This is a genomic window from Longitalea arenae (assembly GCF_016924755.1).
Lineage (GTDB): Bacteria > Bacteroidota > Bacteroidia > Chitinophagales > Chitinophagaceae > Niastella > Niastella arenae.
In genome coordinates, this window is the sequence record NZ_JAFFJX010000006.1 from 209824 (window position 1) to 226951 (window position 17128).

Below are 17128 nucleotides of genomic sequence, written 5' to 3' on the forward strand. Positions count from 1 at the left end.
GGTATACGAAGTAGCTGACTACAGCTATCTGCTTGCATTACTTTTACTGAGTTTTAATGTTATGAACACATACCTACTATTACGCGATAACAAGCAAACTGGACCGTACACAGCAGAAGAGCTGGCGGCCAAAGGGCTTAAGCCTTATGACCTGGTTTGGTTAGAAGGTAGAAGTGCAGCATGGCGTTATCCCAGCGAAATTGAGGAATTGAAATCATTTGCTCCGGGGGTGGAAGAACAGCCATATGACCGTTTCTATAAAAAACAGGCTGAGCAGCCGGCCGCATCATCGGTTACTGAGCAACAGCAAACAAGTACTGCAACAACGCAGCAGGAGAACCAGCCTGTAAACAAACAAACAGGTATAAGCACCGGCAAACATATTTATGTAACCTTACCGGGCGGCAAAACACCGGTTCCTGTAGCAAAGAAAGAAGAAAGCGCCAAACCGGTTGCCCGGCAAAACGACACAAACGTAGATTCAGCCACGCAAAAAAATACCGAAAAGAAAGCAGCCGCTTCCAGTTATATTATTTCCGAGGAAGATGATCAGCTGAACAGCAGTTTGCTTAAAGGATATAAGTCGCGCCAGAAAGAAGACGTGCAGATCAATGATGCATTCTTATCAGACTACGAAGCCCGGAAAGCCGCTTATTCAAAAAAGGGATCCGGCGGCGGTTCAACCATAAAACACACAGCCGAAAAAACCATTGAAAAGCCGGCGGCCATCAAACCAAAGGAAAGCTGGTCAACGCCAAAAACGTCCAGGAAAGAGACCTTTGATCTCAAAGCGCTGTTGGCAGGTTCGGGCAAATACCTGCAGGATAATAAAAATGTGACCCGCGCACTGGTGGCAGCAGTACTGATCCTGGGTGGAGTGGTTATCGGTCTGGTGATCAACTCAGGCCGCCAGCAACCCGATACCGCGGCCCTGGAAAGCCTGGTAAAGGAGATCAGGGAACAGCAAAATGAGAAGAGCAGCGCCACCGCCCCTGTCACAGAAAAGCCAGCCAAAAAGCATCAAACCAAACAAAGGGAAGAAGAGCCAGTGGCAGGTACTGACGATGCCAATAACAATACAGATCAGGCGCCACCGCCTTCCACATCTGCTACCAATAATGCACCCGCACAATCAAACATGCGGCATGCAGTTATTAAAAAAGACAATAATGTAGTTCCATCGCCGCAGCAAAATAAATCCATTGTAGTTCCGGTTTCCAATCCCAATAACCCAACAACCGAAACAACGCCGGTTACTGAACCCAGGGAGAAAAACAATAACCAGGAAATGATTGAAAAAGCGCGCAAGAATATCTATGAACAGGTACGCGCCGAAGCCAGCGCTTTCAAAGTAGGTATCCTGGGTGGTATTTCCGACCTGGATATAACTGTTCTTAACAGCAGCCTCTACACGCTTGACCAGGTAGCGGTTGAAGTAAAGTATTTCGGTCCGGAAAAGAAACTGGTAAAAACACAAACCATCATCTTTAATAATGTTCCTGCCGGCAAGAGAAGAACACTGGAAGTACCCAGCACCAAACGAGGTATAACCATCGACTATTCTATCACCAGCATCAACTCAAAAGCGCTTGGATTGGCTTCTGCTGGTTTCTGAGGAATATTCTACAGTTGATAATTCGTTTTTCCACATTTCTTGCGTCTGGCATAGTTTTTAGACCATATAAGCATCTGGCACAGTTTTTTTAAATGTTATGTGCTTTTGATAATTGATCACATAACTGAGGAGTTCAAACCTTTGCTATATGGATAAAACTGTTGCCACGTTAATAGGGGTCGTAAGTGTGGTTATAGGCTTTCATGCGACCCGCGCGATGCACGAATCTAAAATTACCGGTCAGGTAAATTCAGCGCGGGATTCTATCTGGGTATTCGCAGTGAATGGCAAAGATTCTTTAAAAACAATGGTTAATAACGGTAAGTTCAGGTTTAAAGTTAAACCGGGCGCGTGGAAAGTGACAGTGGGCAGGGATCAATTAAAAGATGCAGAAGGAAAGATGGTTGAAGTGGTTGAAGGAAGCACACTTGATATGGGAACGATTATTCTGAATTAAAAATATTATTCTGAATTAAAGATATTAAATAAGGGACGGTTCAAAACCAAAAGAGCTGGTGTTTATCACCGGCTTTTTTTATTGTTACCGGTTACCGCTGCCAGTTGCCGGTTATGGGTTATGTAACCTGGCTAGCTTTACGAACCCCGACACGTTATTGCTTTCTGCCCATTCTTAGTATCTTTATTCAATAGAACTCTTTCATGAAGCATATATTAGTGTTCAGCGCCGGTGGTTCTTCTGTTTCGTTGATCGATTACCTGTTGAGGGAAGCAGCAGTCAGCAACTGGTTCATCACGGTTGCTCATCTTCCTCCTTCAACAGAAACGCTTCCTGACAACCATATACAAACTGTGTTATTTATACCCGATGACGAAAAACAACGCCATCAACTCATCACAGCCGCCGACCTGGTAATCTCCCTGCTCCCTCCTGCCCTGCACCTGGTAATAGCTGCCGATTGTTTACAACTTCAAAAGAATCTGCTCACACCATCCTATGTGGATAATGCCATGGCGCCCTGGCACGCAGCCATCAAAGAAAAAGGACTTTTATTCCTCTATGAGATGGGCCTCAACCCTGGCATCGATCATATGAACGCCATGCAGCACATTCATCGCATTAAAGCAAATGGCGGCACCATTACTTCCTTCCGTTCATTCTGCGGTGGACTGATCTCGCCGGAAAGCGATGATAATCCCTGGCACTATAAAATGACGGGCGGCTACCATAATATAGTGCTGGCCGGTAAAGAGGGCGCTGTTTTTAAAGAGAACGGTACTATTTGCCGCTTGTCATACGAGCAATTGTTCGATCCCAATCGCGTTATCCAGATCCCCGGGCTCGGTTATCTGGCCTGGTACCCCAATCGCGACTCACTGCATTATATGCCGCTGTACGGCCTGCCTGATGCCCGCACCTTTGTGCGTACCACCCTGCGTTACCCCGAGTTCTGCTTCGGCTGGAAAAACCTGGTGGAGCTAAAGCTGACCGACATCACCAAGCAATATCATACCGACGGGGTTTCGTTGCAACAGTTCTTCCAGGCGCATTTTGCCAATCATGGCTTTGGCGAATGGATTGAAAAACAACTGACGGCCCGTTTTGCACAAACCAAGCAATTGCTCGAAAAACTGCAGCAACTGCTCGAGGCCGAACAAGACGCCAATGAAGATGAAAGAAAAGCCCTGCAGGATTTTATGATGGTAGATAATAAAGGCCAGCTCATGGATGTAAACCTCGATTCAATAAAAACCCAGGCAGCAGCTACGGTGGCCGGACAAATGCACGAAGCCAACCTCTCCATGAAACAACTCTTCTTTTTAGGCATGGATGACGACCAAACGCTCATCAATAAGGGAGAATGCAGCGCCGCAGATGTGCTGCAGTTTGCCATGGAAAAAAAATTACTGCTGCAACCGGCCGATAAAGACCTGGTAGTATTGCAACATGAGATCGGTTATGAATTGGAGGGAGATCATCACCTCGCTACCAGCAGCCTGGTGATCAAAGGCGAGGACCATATGCATACAGCCATGGCCAAAACGACGGGCCTGCCATTGGCCATTGCCGCCAAACAGATCTTACTGGGCAAGATCCGCGAAACCGGATTACATATCCCCGTTATGGCTTCCGTTTATAGCCCGGTGCTTCGCGAACTGGAAATGAACGGTATCCGCTTTGAAGAAACAGATACCATTATACAATAGGCAGGGGCGCAAAATCGCCCAGTAAGATCTGCTGCACTTCCTGTACTGGCATCCTGAACCAGCCCTGGAGTACCGATGCATATAATGACCTGAAATCATATTGCATGGGTACATTATCGTTCACATTCACTTTTTCTGGGATCACCGGGTTAGCGCCAACAATTCCCGGTTTTATGGCATGGCCGAAATAAAATACCGGCGCAGCGGCCCCGTGATCGGTACCGCCGCTGGCATTGCTTTTAATGCGGCGGCCAAACTCCGAAATGGTCATACCCATTACGCGATGTTCGATTTGCAGAAATTGCAGATCGGCCATGAAAGCGCCAATGGCTTCTGATACGCGTTGTAAGAGTTTGGTATGGGTACCGGTAGTTGTATCGGCCTCGGTCTGTTTGGCATGGGTATCAAAACTGCCGGTGCTCACCATATACACTTTTGTCTTCAAGCCACCTGCGATCAGGCGGCTAACGATCTTTAACTGATCGGCCAGGGAATTTTTACCCGCAGCCGGCCAGGCAGGTGATTGCGCCGTTACTTTTTGCGCAGCCTTTTTGATCACTGTAGCATATTGACCGGTTTTCTGGCTCATGAGCTCGATGTAATCCAGCTGTTCGCCCCAGCGTGAATTCGCATTTACATTCACTTTTCCTTCTACCAGTTTATAAAAGCCGGCGGGATTACTAATGGCCATCCCCATCGTGAACAAAGGGCCCTGTAAAGCGGTAGATACCACCGCACCTACCTGGATCGCCAGCGGATCAGGCATCACCTCATTGGGAAAATTATCAGGGAACTGCGGATATACATCATGTAGAAAACGTCCTGCCCAACCCGATGATACCACTTTATCACTGTCTGAGGCAGACATCCAGATATCGGTTGCCCGGAAATGGGAGAAGTTCGGCTTTGGATAACTTACGGCCTGCACTACCCCAAGCTTGCCTTCATTGAACAATTGCTGCATGTTCACAAGGGCTGGATTGAAAGCGGTTGCTTCAAAACCATTCAGGCGCAATACTTTTTCTTCCGGCAGAAAAATATTCGGCCTTGCCGCCGTATAGGCACTGTATTGATCGAAGGGGATCACCGTATTGATACCATCATTTCCGCCGGCCAGTTGAATAAGCACCAGCACCCGCTCATCGTTCTGAACGGCATGGCGGGCATGCAAAGCCGGCGTACCCGCCAGCGCCTTCAGTGATATGCCCTGCCAAAAAGCAGACAGCACCACACCTGAGATCGTATTCCGTAAAAATTGTCTGCGTTTCATAGTTGAGGTTTTACATTAACTGGTATTGGGGAAGGCTCATCATATACTTCAGCAGGTTCTTCAGCTTATTGGTAACATTTTTCGCATTGGCGGCATCATCGGGTTTCTCCTGCAGTTTGTTCCAGGCATCCCTCCAGTAATGATCACTGGCCATGCCCTGCAAGCCCTGTAAGAGGATAGCGGTCTTCATATATTGTTTTTCTTCAACAGGCAATTCCACCGCATACAGCAGGTCAGCCAGTTCATCAATGAGTTTGTTGGGATCGCCGGGCGCCGATAATTGCCTCGTGTACTGCAAGGGATCGATCAGTATCTTTTTATCATTGCGGGCAAAGCCATTGCTCACCATACGATCGGTAAAAGCAGTACGCTTGGGCAGGGTATCGGAACTGATCCAGGATTTATCATACAGCGGTTCATGGTAATAAGCCGGCCAGCCGGCCACATTGGGCGGGTCGCCGATATTCTGCTGCATCTGTGAAGCAATGGTTTGAATATTGAACCAGAGCTGATACAACTCCACGTAATTCTCTTCCCCCGGAAAACCTATATTGTATTCACGGCAGAGGCCAACCGCGAGGTCGACCGGACTTTTAATAATTCCACCGCGGTTGCCGGCATCAAAAAAATGCCGGCTGCTCAATAATCGTTCGAGCACCGGTTTAATGTCATAATTATGTTGCCTGAACGTATGGGCGAGTGGTTCAATGATGTTTTTCTCGGTAACTTCATCTATATGGTGATAAACAAAATACCGGTATAATTTGCGGCAGATAAAGCGCGCTACTTCCGGCTGCTGAAAGATGAGGTTGAGCAGATCGTCGAGTTCGGCCTCCCCTTCTTTTCCGCTGCGGCCTTTAATTACCTGGTTGTTATAAAAGGCAGAGAACTGTTTATCGCGTTCGTCATGGCGCCCGGCGTCAAATTCGCCGTGCACATCGGGCAGTGATCTGTTGTTAATGCGGAAACCCGTCAATACCCTGGCGGCGGCTTTCACATCTGCTTCTGTATATTGTGAACCGGGTCCCTTGCCTAGTGTAAATAATTCCTGCAGTTCGCGGCCATAGTTCTCATCGGGCGCTTTTTTCGTATTGGCATTTCCGTTCAGGTATTTAAGCATGGCAGCATCAACGGTTACGGCCCTTACCATGGCTTTGAAATTTCCCAACGCATATTGCCGCAGCAGCACATGGTGTTTGTAGATCATGGTGGGATTATCAACCGTTTTCATTTCTGTGGCAAAATGATTATGCCAGAAGAGCACCATTTTTTCGCGCAGGGTACTTTGCTGATTGAGCATATTGCCCAGCCACCAGGCTTTAAAGGAATTTCTTCTGCGGCCACTGTTCATTCCGCTTAGTTTCGTGGCAGTGATCCAGGTAGTACCAGGCTGAATTTCCGTCGGTATATTTCTCGTCGTTATAATGATTGATAGGAGGTGTTGGCGTGGGCTCTTCTGTGTAGAGTAATTGTTGAATGGCAAACTTTAGGGAGCGGGAAGCAAAAAGATCGATGTCTTCTTTTTTAGCGCCGAATAAGGTTCGTTTCAGCAAATGTTTCGATTCAGCATGGCCCCATTTGCCTTTGTATTTTTTCAGGGAAGCTGTTACCGATGGAATTTCCATTGCAAACAATTTAGTTACACTTCATGCAAGGCTGCAATTCTGCTACCACGCTTACAAAAGTATGTGAACGAAATGTGATGTGCAATGGGCATTCCGGATTTAAATTAGTGAAATGCGGAATGCGGTTTTTTGCAGGCGGACCTAGTTCTTTAAAAGGCTTATCAATTCCTGAACGCCCAATGTGGCAGGTTTTTCAATATTTGTCACATTGTGTACCGAGTTGGTGGCGGGAATTACCTTATCTATCACATATTTGGGAATTTCCATGGGCGCATAGTTCACCAGTCCGGCCGCCGGGTATACTACCAGGGAAGTACCTACTACAACAAAAATGTCTGCACTCAGCACTACCGGGATGGCCATTTCGATAAGGGGTACCGGCTCTTCGAACCAAACGATATTTGGACGTAATTGGGCGCCATCTTCGGCTTTGTCACCCAGTTTGATATCGCCCCGGATATCATATACCAGGGATTCATCCCATTCACTGCGCATTTTTAGTATTTCACCATGTAAATGCAATACTTTTTTTGAACCCGCGCGTTCGTGCAGGTCGTCGATATTCTGGGTGATGATGGTTACATCAAAATCATCCTGCAGTCTGGCTAAACCGAAATGCGCATCGTTCGGTTTTGCCTCGAGCACATTTTTCCGGCGCTGGTTATAAAATTCCAGTACCAGGGCGGGGTTCTTTTTCCAGGCGAGTGGGGTAGCTACTTCGCGCACATCGTATCCTTCCCACAGACCATCGCTGTCACGAAAAGTTTTCAATCCACTTTCAGCGCTAATACCTGCGCCGCTTAAGACAACTAGTTTCTTTTTACTCATAACTCAAATATATGATTTCTGATTTTGAGATTTTGAGATTTTGAGATTTTGAGATTTTGAGATTTTGAGATTTTGAGATTTTGAGATTTTGAGATTTTGAGATTTTGAGATTTTGAACTGTCTGACAAATCTCAAAATATCTAAATCCCGAAATCCCTAAATTTTTTAAATGCCCCTCTTAGCGCCTATTTCTTACTGTTGAATGCGGTTCTTGCTCTCCATCTTCTGACAAACCACCAGCCGATCCCTATTAATAACCACAATGGCCATAGGGTAAGCACTACGATCAGCATCTCGCCTATCCAATCCATGCCATTGCTCAGTGCGTTCAGCACCCTTTTTCCAAAACCGGGCCTGTCGTTGTACTGCGCCGAAGGATCCAGAATTTCATAAAAAGTTAACTGGATGGTACTATAGGCTGCGGCATGCGTGAGATAACTTACCCTGCCTGCGCCTGCTTCAATCTCTACCTGGATATTGTTGATCTCCTGCTGCACCTTAAGGATCTCTTCCATATTTTTCGCCTGTTTCAGCAGATCGAGGTAACGTAACCGGATCTGGCGTTTGGCCTCCGTTCTGGAACGGGTGTCAATCACTTCACCGGTTACATCCTGGGAAGTGATTTTCTGCGATACCAGGTTTTCATCTTTTGTACTGCTTAACGATCTTACCAGGTTATCGAACTGATCAACAGGCACCTTAATGGTGACGATGTTCTCGATCTTATACTCCGATCTGTTTTGTTCTTCCTGGGCCACATAAGCGCCGGCTCTTTTTACCTGTTCGTGTACATAATCATTGAAAGTCCTATGATCTTTTGCTTCAATAGTCAACGAAGCATTTTTAATGATCTTTTTATCCCAGTCAACATTGGCAGCAGCAACTGCGGGTGAACCCGCTTTCTTTGGCTGTTCTTCATTGGCTGCCGGCGGCGCCGCCTGGGCTGTAGTATCTGCAGATCCGTAATAATTCTCCGTAGCGGCTGATGCATTATCAACGGTTTTTTCCAATGTTACGTTAGCCGCTGTTTCTGATCCTCCGCTATTGCTATTACAGGCTACAAAAGCCATCATCAGTATGGTAGCGGATAATACAAATCGTTTATAATTAAAAGACATAGAAAAAGTTTAGAAGGTGCTGACTTTATTTTTTAGCGGTTAATGAACCGGCCGCCTGTGCCAGGTTGATAAACTCCTGGCGGTACCCGTTTTCATCAGCGCCTTTTGCGCCCTTAGCCAATTGAAGCACCTGTTGAAAAGTAGCATGCTGTTTGAATGCAGAATTGCGCAACAACATACCGAAGCAAGCCACCGCCGCTGAAAAGCGAAAATTATCAGAGGTGTTGGCCAGGGCCAGGTGTGTGTCGTTCACGGGATGCACGATCAATTTACTTAGCTCTTCATCAGGCTTCTTGTAACGTAACTTGATGGTCATAATTTCATCGCTGCCACCAGGGGTAAGACTGATCTTCGTTGGTTGATATTTAAGTTCATCCACTTTACCGATGAAATCAGTTTTTACGCCAGCAGGTATCACTTCGTATAAAGCGGTTACTGTATGGCCTGAACCCAATTCGCCGGCATCTTTTTGATCATCGTTAAAATCCTCGGCAGCCATCACCCGGTTCTCATAACCGATCAACCGGTACCCCTGCACTTTGGCGGGATTGAACTCTACCTGGATCTTTACGTCTTTGGCTATAGTGAATAAGGTGCTGCCAAACTCTGTCACCAGCACTTTGCGCGCTTCATTGATATTATCGATGTAGGAATGATTGCCATTTCCTTTATCGGCCAATTGCTGCATTTTGTTATCCTTGTAATTGCCCATGCCGTAGCCAAGTACGCTTAGAAATACGCCGCTCTTTCTTTCCTTTTCAATCAATGCCACCAGTTCATCGTCACTGCTGGCGCCTACGTTGAAATCGCCATCCGTTGCCAGGATGATGCGGTTATTACCGCCCTTGATGAAATTTTCACGCGCTATTGTATAGGCCAGCTGAATACCTTCGCCACCAGCCGTAGAACCGCCTGCTTCCAGTTGATCGATCGCCTGTTTGATGGCGCTTTTATTGGCGCCACTGGTAGAGGGCAGTACCAGTCCGGCATTGCCGGCATACACCACAATTGCCACTTTATCATCAGGCCTTAATTGGTCGGCCAGGATTTTCAAAGATGATTTCACCAAAGGCAGTTTGTTAGCGTCTTCCATGGAGCCCGATACATCGATCAAAAACACCAGGTTGGCATTGGGCAGGTTCCGGACCGGTATTTCTTTTCCCTGTAACCCGATATGCACGAGGCGGTGCTGCGGGTTCCAGGGACATTCAGATAATTCTGTATTCACCGTAAATGGCTCCTCGTTCTTTGGCTTCGGGTAAGAGTAATCAAAATAATTGACCATTTCTTCTATGCGTACGGCGCCTGCAGGTGGTATGCTGCCATTATTAATATAGCGCCGAACATTACTGTATGCCGCCTCATCTACATCGATGGAGAATGTAGATAACGGATGCTGTGTAGCCGCCAGGAAACGGTTCTCTACAATATGATCATAATCTTCAGTATTAAATGAGTTTTCTTCTGTAACGGCGATCTCTTCATCTTTACGATCATCGGCGGCGTAAATTTGCTATCAGCAATAGCATCAGGGGCAGGCATCGATTCCTGCATTTGAACCAATTCCATATCGGCTATTACGGTAGTATCGGTAGTCTTGCCAGATTGGGCTCCACGGTTATTGCAGGCAATAAAGAGCCACAGCAGCAATGCTGCCAGCAGTTGAAACAAAAACTTCATGGCTATACTTTTTAGGTGTGTGTGTTAGTTAGTAGATGCAGAAAAGGCAATATTACATACCGTTGGAAGAAATTATTACTGATTCTGTTGTTTCTTAGTCACGGGGCATTCATGGTGACAAGCAGTGCAGGTGTCTGGGTGCTTGCCGGAGACTGGTTGTTGGCATGGCAATATGTTTAGGTTGTGTAGTACAGATTAATTACTAAATGCGTGAAAGGTAACCTAAAGGAATTGTTAAACAGGCGAGTGGGAAGTGGCTAATAGCTGGTAGGAATACAAAAATAGAGGGTAATAGGAATGCAGGGAATACAGGCGAGTGAGAAGTGGCAAGTAGCTGGTTGGAATACGAAATTACAGGCGCGTGGGAAGTGGTTAGTAGCTAATAGGAATACAGGCACATGAGGAAGTGAGTAATTTGTAGCGATCTTCGAACGTAAAGCCCTGCCAGCCATTTCCTGCTAGCCACTCGCCTACCAGCCATTTATCACTAGCCACTAGCTGCTAATCCTACAATCCAGCCAGTTCCATGATCGCTGCCCATTCTTCATCAGTGACCGGTTGTACCGACAACTGACTGATACGCACCAACGCCATGTTGGCAAGACGTTTGTCTTTTTTGATAGTGGCCAATGTAACCGGATTGGCCAGCTTTTTAAAAGGTTTCAGATCAACGGCCACCCAACGGTCATCGTCTGTTGAAGGATCCTGGTATGCTTCTTTTACCACTTTGGCAATACCTACAATGGCCAGTCCTTCATTACTGTGATAATATAATACCTGCTCCCCTTTTTTCATCGACCGCAGGTGATTACGGGCCGCATAATTGCGTACGCCATCCCAAAAGGTCTGCTTGTCTTTCTCAAACTGCTCCCAGGAATAAACAGAAGGTTCCGATTTTACCAGCCAGTATGCCATAGTCAAATATTATAAAACGCGAATGTAAGGAAACTGAAAACGTTTTCCTAAACACCAGCCGTCGATGGTGAATGCCGGCGAAGCTTCGCCTGCCGGGAATGCCGACCGCAAGCCTCCGCATGGTTAATCTTTTAAAAATTGATCTGCTTTTAAATCCAGGCTTTTTCCATCCACGTATATCATCTGAATGCTTACATACACGATAAAGGCGTTATCCATGTAATTGAACAAGTGGTGTTACCCGGGAGCTATAACTCCCCATATAGCCCTGATCTCTATCAGGGCTATATTCTTACAGCTTAACCCTAAAGTTCAAAAGCACATTAAAAAAATTATTAAAATTAAATCCGGTCCATTCATACAACCGTACATACATAAGATCATTCATCTTTTATCATCACAAAAAAAATGGGAACATGAAAAAGAAAAAAATGCTGCTGGCTGCACTGGCTGCAGCAGGTTTTACGGCAGGCGGTTTGGTATATGCTGCTGACCACATTGATTCACCTGCTGTTACCAATCAAACTACTGACATTACCGATGTGTATGTGTTCAGGGCACAGGATGCGAACAACCTGGTATTCGTTGCCAATACCCAGGGATTGCTGGCGCCATCTGCCACCGGCGCTGCTAAATTTGATGCCAATACCTTACTGGAGTTCAATATCGACAACAACAATGATAATGTGGAAGACCTCGTGATCCAGGGTATTTACGGCAATGGTAAAATGAAAGTGTATGGCCCCATCAAACCCGCAGAAACGGGTAACCGCAGTCAGCTAGAAGGTCCGGTAACGGCGGAAGTAGCCGTTACCCCCTATGGTTCTCCGGCCAATATTGGCAACAATGGTGGTATTAAAGTGTTCGCTGGTCCACGCGACGATCCCTTCTTTTTCGATCTTAACCAGTTTAAAAAGATCGTTGGCGGCATGGCCACCAGCTTCAACAATCCGGGATCCGATGCCTTTGCAGGCACCAATGTCCTGAGCTTTGTTATAGAGGTGCCCAAATCAATGCTCAATGCTACCAATGGCAAACTCAATGTATGGCTCGAAACTAAAAAACGTCAATAATTCACAGTTCACAGTTATTAGTTCACAGTTCTTAGCCTTCCTACTTCGCCGTTTGCCAATGGCGTTATAAAAAACCATTCTTACATTTTTCAAGCACCTTTTATGACTATACAATCAATTAGCAAAGTATTGCTGATCGCTACCGCTTTGTCTGTTTTCTCCGCCTGCGATAAAGATGATGACGATCAAACCAAAACCTATTATCAGACCCAGGATCAAATGGCGCGTCCTGCGATCAATACCGTTTTTGTATCGGCGGCTGATAAAGATGTTTTCAATACAACAACGCCTTCGGCCATGAATGGCTTATTTGCGAGCAAATTCAAATCCAGGTTGCTTGCCTTAAACCCCGGTTATACCACGAACCTGCTGGGTTTGAATGCCGATCAATTTACCAATGTGCTGGTAACTGATGTATTAAATGCATCCACTACGGCCCCTACCACTTTCTTTGATGGCACCAATGTACTCACCGGCCGTGCACTGGCAGATGACGTGATCGACGTGGAGCTTACCCTGATCTTCGGGGGCCCTTCCGGCACTGCCAATCCCGGCCTTACGAGCGATCATGTCAATGGCAACGATAAAGAGTTCCTGCCATCCTTTCCTTACCTGGCAAACCCGCATTAATCACCAAACATTCCTTCCACTTATTCTATTCCGGGATTTCGAGATTTTGGGATTTGGAGAGCTTCCGACAATAAAACCTCTCAATAAATCTCAAAATCTCTAAATCTCTAAATCTCAAAATCTCTAAATCTCTAAATCTCTAAATCGGAATGGCCTTACACCAACACCATAATCATGAAACCAATTTATTACTATCTGTTAATAAGCTTACTCATTCATACAAGCTGCCAACAAGGCCCCGTCACCAACTCCAAAGACTATGTGGTGTACCTTCAGCCCACTCCCAATATCAGCCTGCAGCAAATAAATACCGAACTCGATTTTTGGCAAACCAAACTCCAAAAAACACCGGGTGATATCATTGCAAGCGCAAAGACGGCTGCACTGCTTACCAGGCGTTTTACCTATTCCGGTAAAATAACGGAGTTGTGTAGGGCCGACAGCCTATTCCAGGCCGCTAATGCACTTACCCGTACAAGCAGTTCTGCCAGTTTCCGGTCCCTGGCTGCCAATTGCATTACACAACATCGCTTTGCCCAGGCGCAACAATACGTTGATTCGGCGCTGGTCCTGGGCGATGATAAATACCTCACCACACTCTTGGAATTTGATGTATCCATGGAACTGGGCAATCGCTACCGGGCCCGTAAGGCATTGAACAGTCTGGCCGGCCGAAACAGTTTTGAGTACCTGATCCGGGAAGCCAAGTATAAAGATCATGTAGAAGGCGATCTTCAAGCTGCCATAACTTTACTGGAAAAAGCCTGGCACAACATAAAAGACAATCACACACCCGCACTTTACTGCTGGATCAAAACCAATCTCGCTGATCTTTACGGCCATGCCAACCGCTATCGTGAATCGTATCAATGCTACCTGGATGCGCTCGCTAAAGATCCGCATTATTACCATGCCCTTAAAGGCATTGCCTGGTTGGCTTTCTCCCACGATAAAGATCTGCGCAATGCCCGCAGGATCGTCCGCTTTTTACAGCAACGGCATCCTGTACCTGATTATGAATTATTACTTTCGCAAATGGCCGCATTTGAACAGGATAGCATTAGATCTAAACAACATATTACGCGCTTTATGGCGGCTGCAGCCAATGATTTATATGGCGGCATGTATAATAAATACCTCTTCCATATTGAAGCCAATGAATGGAAGAATGCCGCCCGCAGTTTGCAGTTGGCCGAAAAGGAAGTGGCGAACCGGCCTACACCAGAAGCGTTCGGCTGGCTGGCCTGGGCTTATTGCCAGCAGGGAGCCATTCTGAAAGCTATGAAAACAGCCCGGCTCTATGTAGCCGATAAATGTTTTGAACCGGAAACCCTGTTTTACCTGGGTAAAATTTACCAGGCGGTTGGTGAGAAAAAAATGGCCCGTCAATATTTGCTGGCGGCCAAAGAAAGTGCGTTTGAACTTGGACCTGTGATGCACCGCCAGATCAATAAATCTCTAAAAGACTTAAACTGATCATGAAAAAATGTATCCTCACTGCCTGCTTTTCTTTTTTAACGTATATAGCCTTGAGCCAGGGTGCTATCCAGGGACGGGTGATCGACAAAAACAGCAGGGAACCCCTGGAGTTGGCCTATGTACGCTGGAGTAATTCATTGCAGGGTGTGGTTACCAATAAACAAGGTTATTTCTCCCTGAACCCTGCTTCGGCAACCGGATCGGATGGTGTATTGATCATTTCCTTTATCGGTTTTACCACGCGGGAAATAAGAACAAGCGGTAATAACAGCATCCTTGTTGAAATGGAAAAAGGACCGGTAAGCTTAGAGGAAGTGGTGATCACACCTCAATCGACCGCCGCTTCATTTCATACCATCAGCAAAATTGACCTGAACCTGCAACCGGTGCGCTCGGCCCAGGATATTTTACGCACCGTACCCGGCCTTTTCATTGGTCAGCACCAGGGCGGTGGCAAAGCCGAACAGATCTTCTTACGCGGTTTTGATATTGACCATGGCACCGACATCAACGTAACCGTGGATGGTTTACCGGTAAATATGGTCTCTCACGCACATGGTCAGGGTTATGCTGATCTGCATTTTCTGATCCCTGAACTCACGGGCAGCGTAGATTATGGTAAAGGCCCCTACTACACGCAATATGGCAATTTAGGCACGGCCGGTTATGTGAGTATGAACACGGCGAACAGTTTGGATAAAAGCGCCATAAAGCTGGAAGCTGGTCAGTTCAATACCATCCGCGGCCTGGCGATGATCGATCTGCTGAGCAAGCGGCAAAAGCAAAAAGGCACCAACGCCTATGTAGCGGGCGAATTCCTCTATTCTGACGGACCGTTTGCATCGCCGCAACATTTTAACCGCTTTAATCTATTTGGAAAATTCAATACCCAGCTTGGAAAGAACAATAGACTTACGCTGATCGCTTCTACCCTGAACAGTGACTGGGATGCCTCGGGTCAGATCCCGGAACGGGCAGTGAAAAACGGATCCATCGGGCGTTTTGGCTATATTGATAATACCGAGGGTGGTTATACCAACAGAACCAATGGCAGCGCCCGGCTCAGCAGTTATTTATCGCCCGCTACCACCTGGGAAAACCATGCATTTTACAGTAATTATAATTTCAACCTGCATTCCAACTTCACGTTTTTTCTGAACGATCCGGTGAATGGCGACCAGATCCGGCAGCGGGAAGGCCGGCATATTTACGGGTATCATTCCAAACTTTCTCACGAAACCCACCTGGGCGCCTGGAATGTAGAATCGGTGTACGGCACCGGTTTCCGCCTCGACCAAACGCGGAATACAGAATTATCGCATACCATCAACCGCAATACCGTGCTGGAATATACGCAGCTGGGCGATATCAGGGAAACCAATGCCTTTGCGTATGCAGATCAAAGCATAGAAAAGAACAGGTGGCGCTTTAATATCGGCGCCCGCCTCGATTATTTTAATTTTCATTACAAGGACAAGCTCTCTGCCGCTCAATCGCCCGACCAGGAGAAAGTGATTGTAAGTCCCAAGTTAAATATCCAGTACACCCTCGATACGAAAACACAGCTCTACCTGAAAACCGGTAAAGGCTTCCATTCAAACGATGCCCGCGTAGTGGTGTTTAACCAGGGCCATGAGATCTTACCCGCCGCTTATGGGGCCGACCTGGGTGTATTGTTGAAACCGACCCGCAATTTGTTGGTGAATCTGGCTGCCTGGTACCTGTACCTGCAACAGGAATTCGTTTATGTAGGTGATGAAGGCGTGGTAAAGCCCAGTGGCAAAACGCGGCGTATAGGTCTCGACCTTTCTGCCCGCTACCAGTTCAACAACTGGCTCTTTGCCGATGCCAATGTTAACATAGCCAAACCTCGCAGTGCAGAGGAGCCCAAAGGAGAAAATTATATTCCGCTGGCCCCTGGTTTGACGAGTACGGGCGGATTGAACTGGCAACTGAAAAATGGCCTACAGGGCAGTTTGCGTTACCGATTCATGAAGGACCGCGCAGCTAATGAAAACAAATCGGTTGTTGCACAGGGATATACCGTGACAGATCTTTCAGTCAATTATACGAAAAAGCAGTATGAGCTTGGACTGGCCATTGAGAACCTGTTCAATGTAAAGTGGAATGAAACGCAATTTGATACCGAATCGCGGTTACAGCATGAAGCGGACCCCGTCTCCGAAATACATTTTACGCCCGGCACGTCTTTCTTTGCCCGTTTGAAGCTCTCGGTGTTTTTTTAGCAGATGCAAGCAGGTAAAAGCCGGCTCTCTTATTTTAAGTAACTGCCAACTCTTGCAGGGTCATCCTGGTGAAACGGAATACAGGTTACTTTTTCAAATTTGATCTCATGAGCCCAAGCCCCTGCCAAAATTCTGCCGGATATTCCAGGTTTTCGGGCATGCTCATTAAACCATTGGTGAGATCAAGTTCGTAACCGGTGCTTAGCTTTTGATATTTGACAGACGACCAAACGATCTGGTCCCAATCGCCGGTATACTTTATACTGTCAAGCGATGCGGGATATTCCCCAAAGCGAACTTTATGCAATTCTATCAATGCAATAGCTGTTTTGAAATGTTGGTCGCCAAATTGTTTATTCGCCTGCTTTTCCATCTTTTCGAAGCCACAACCGGTAACAACAACCAGGGTCGCCAAAGTCAGCATGATAAGTACCTTCTTATTGTTCATAGTAACAGATTATTTTGTGCCGGAACAACAATGCC

16 protein-coding genes are annotated in these 17128 nt (G+C 46.6%); 7 read left to right on the top strand and 9 right to left on the bottom strand.

The annotated features are described in order from the left end of the window. The first annotated feature begins 61 nt into the window (after positions 1 to 61). The 3 genes from JT717_RS15570 (at position 62) to JT717_RS15580 (ending at position 3781) form a co-directional block, all read left to right on the top strand. Positions 62 to 1615: a DUF4339 domain-containing protein gene (locus tag JT717_RS15570; RefSeq protein WP_205511419.1), complete on the top strand. Its 1554-nt coding sequence runs from the start codon at positions 62 to 64 to the stop codon at positions 1613 to 1615. Between the two features lie 148 nt (positions 1616 to 1763). Further along, on the top strand, positions 1764 to 2072 hold the full coding sequence (locus JT717_RS15575) for a hypothetical protein (protein ID WP_205511420.1): 309 nt from the start codon (positions 1764 to 1766) through the stop codon (positions 2070 to 2072). Positions 2073 to 2275: 203 nt separating this feature from the next. Then, the gene (locus JT717_RS15580; protein WP_205511421.1) at positions 2276 to 3781 is read left to right on the top strand and encodes a saccharopine dehydrogenase C-terminal domain-containing protein; all 1506 of its coding nucleotides are present in this window, start codon (positions 2276 to 2278) and stop codon (positions 3779 to 3781) included. Here the strand turns inward: JT717_RS15580 and JT717_RS15585 are convergent. The 8 genes from JT717_RS15585 to JT717_RS15620 all read right to left on the bottom strand — a co-directional run bounded on the left by JT717_RS15585 (position 3771) and on the right by JT717_RS15620 (position 11217). Then, positions 3771 to 5051, bottom strand: coding sequence for a DUF1501 domain-containing protein (locus JT717_RS15585; RefSeq protein ID WP_205511422.1), 1281 nt, complete (start codon positions 5049 to 5051; stop codon positions 3771 to 3773). The two genes, JT717_RS15580 and JT717_RS15585, sit on opposite strands and share 11 nt — an antisense overlap. A 10-nt stretch (positions 5052 to 5061) precedes the next feature. Beyond that, positions 5062 to 6402 (bottom strand): DUF1800 domain-containing protein, encoded by a 1341-nt coding sequence (locus tag JT717_RS15590; protein WP_205511423.1) that lies wholly within the window; start codon positions 6400 to 6402, stop codon positions 5062 to 5064. Further along, positions 6371 to 6676, bottom strand: a complete 306-nt coding sequence (locus JT717_RS15595) for a hypothetical protein (RefSeq protein WP_205511424.1) — start codon at positions 6674 to 6676, stop codon at positions 6371 to 6373. The genes JT717_RS15590 and JT717_RS15595 overlap by 32 nt, the downstream gene beginning before the upstream one ends. Positions 6677 to 6817: 141 nt before the next feature. Next, positions 6818 to 7504 (bottom strand): SIR2 family NAD-dependent protein deacylase, encoded by a 687-nt coding sequence (locus JT717_RS15600; protein WP_205511425.1) that lies wholly within the window; start codon positions 7502 to 7504, stop codon positions 6818 to 6820. 185 nt (positions 7505 to 7689) lie between these two features. Continuing rightward, positions 7690 to 8622, bottom strand: a complete 933-nt coding sequence (locus tag JT717_RS15605; protein ID WP_205511426.1) for a DUF4349 domain-containing protein — start codon at positions 8620 to 8622, stop codon at positions 7690 to 7692. 25 nt (positions 8623 to 8647) lie between these two features. Then, a complete protein-coding gene (locus tag JT717_RS15610; RefSeq protein WP_205511566.1) occupies positions 8648 to 10132 on the bottom strand; it encodes a vWA domain-containing protein in 1485 nt (494 codons plus the stop codon). Then, on the bottom strand, positions 10045 to 10302 hold the full coding sequence (locus JT717_RS15615; protein ID WP_205511427.1) for a hypothetical protein: 258 nt from the start codon (positions 10300 to 10302) through the stop codon (positions 10045 to 10047). The genes JT717_RS15610 and JT717_RS15615 overlap by 88 nt, the downstream gene beginning before the upstream one ends. 507 nt (positions 10303 to 10809) lie before the next feature. Then, positions 10810 to 11217, bottom strand: coding sequence for an EVE domain-containing protein (locus JT717_RS15620; RefSeq protein WP_205511428.1), 408 nt, complete (start codon positions 11215 to 11217; stop codon positions 10810 to 10812). 416 nt (positions 11218 to 11633) lie between these two features. Between JT717_RS15620 and JT717_RS15625 the strand changes: the two genes are divergently transcribed. From JT717_RS15625 to JT717_RS15640, 4 genes are all read left to right on the top strand, one after another. Continuing rightward, positions 11634 to 12290, top strand: coding sequence for a DUF4331 family protein (locus JT717_RS15625; RefSeq protein WP_205511429.1), 657 nt, complete (start codon positions 11634 to 11636; stop codon positions 12288 to 12290). A 102-nt stretch (positions 12291 to 12392) separates the two neighbouring features. Further along, positions 12393 to 12920 (top strand): DUF4331 family protein, encoded by a 528-nt coding sequence (locus JT717_RS15630; protein WP_205511430.1) that lies wholly within the window; start codon positions 12393 to 12395, stop codon positions 12918 to 12920. A gap of 174 nt (positions 12921 to 13094) precedes the next feature. Continuing rightward, positions 13095 to 14396: a tetratricopeptide repeat protein gene (locus JT717_RS15635; RefSeq protein WP_205511431.1), complete on the top strand. Its 1302-nt coding sequence runs from the start codon at positions 13095 to 13097 to the stop codon at positions 14394 to 14396. A 2-nt stretch (positions 14397 to 14398) separates the two neighbouring features. Next, positions 14399 to 16645, top strand: coding sequence for a TonB-dependent receptor (locus JT717_RS15640; RefSeq protein WP_205511432.1), 2247 nt, complete (start codon positions 14399 to 14401; stop codon positions 16643 to 16645). A gap of 85 nt (positions 16646 to 16730) precedes the next feature. Here the strand turns inward: JT717_RS15640 and JT717_RS15645 are convergent, their stop codons facing one another. Then, on the bottom strand, positions 16731 to 17093 hold the full coding sequence (locus tag JT717_RS15645; RefSeq protein ID WP_205511433.1) for a hypothetical protein: 363 nt from the start codon (positions 17091 to 17093) through the stop codon (positions 16731 to 16733). Positions 17094 to 17128: the final 35 nt, after the last annotated feature.

Bases quoted from the DNA above. Each gene is read 5' to 3' on its own strand.
- JT717_RS15570 (WP_205511419.1), top strand. From the start codon at position 62: ATGAACACATACCTACTATTACGCGATAACAAGCAAACTGGACCGTAC.
- JT717_RS15575 (WP_205511420.1), top strand. From the start codon at position 1,764: ATGGATAAAACTGTTGCCACGTTAATAGGGGTCGTAAGTGTGGTTATA.
- JT717_RS15580 (WP_205511421.1), top strand. From the start codon at position 2,276: ATGAAGCATATATTAGTGTTCAGCGCCGGTGGTTCTTCTGTTTCGTTG.
- JT717_RS15585 (WP_205511422.1), bottom strand. From the start codon at position 5,051: ATGAAACGCAGACAATTTTTACGGAATACGATCTCAGGTGTGGTGCTG.
- JT717_RS15590 (WP_205511423.1), bottom strand. From the start codon at position 6,402: ATGAACAGTGGCCGCAGAAGAAATTCCTTTAAAGCCTGGTGGCTGGGC.
- JT717_RS15595 (WP_205511424.1), bottom strand. From the start codon at position 6,676: ATGGAAATTCCATCGGTAACAGCTTCCCTGAAAAAATACAAAGGCAAA.
- JT717_RS15600 (WP_205511425.1), bottom strand. From the start codon at position 7,504: ATGAGTAAAAAGAAACTAGTTGTCTTAAGCGGCGCAGGTATTAGCGCT.
- JT717_RS15605 (WP_205511426.1), bottom strand. From the start codon at position 8,622: ATGTCTTTTAATTATAAACGATTTGTATTATCCGCTACCATACTGATG.
- JT717_RS15615 (WP_205511427.1), bottom strand. From the start codon at position 10,302: ATGAAGTTTTTGTTTCAACTGCTGGCAGCATTGCTGCTGTGGCTCTTT.
- JT717_RS15620 (WP_205511428.1), bottom strand. From the start codon at position 11,217: ATGGCATACTGGCTGGTAAAATCGGAACCTTCTGTTTATTCCTGGGAG.
- JT717_RS15625 (WP_205511429.1), top strand. From the start codon at position 11,634: ATGAAAAAGAAAAAAATGCTGCTGGCTGCACTGGCTGCAGCAGGTTTT.
- JT717_RS15630 (WP_205511430.1), top strand. From the start codon at position 12,393: ATGACTATACAATCAATTAGCAAAGTATTGCTGATCGCTACCGCTTTG.
- JT717_RS15635 (WP_205511431.1), top strand. From the start codon at position 13,095: ATGAAACCAATTTATTACTATCTGTTAATAAGCTTACTCATTCATACA.
- JT717_RS15640 (WP_205511432.1), top strand. From the start codon at position 14,399: ATGAAAAAATGTATCCTCACTGCCTGCTTTTCTTTTTTAACGTATATA.
- JT717_RS15645 (WP_205511433.1), bottom strand. From the start codon at position 17,093: ATGAACAATAAGAAGGTACTTATCATGCTGACTTTGGCGACCCTGGTT.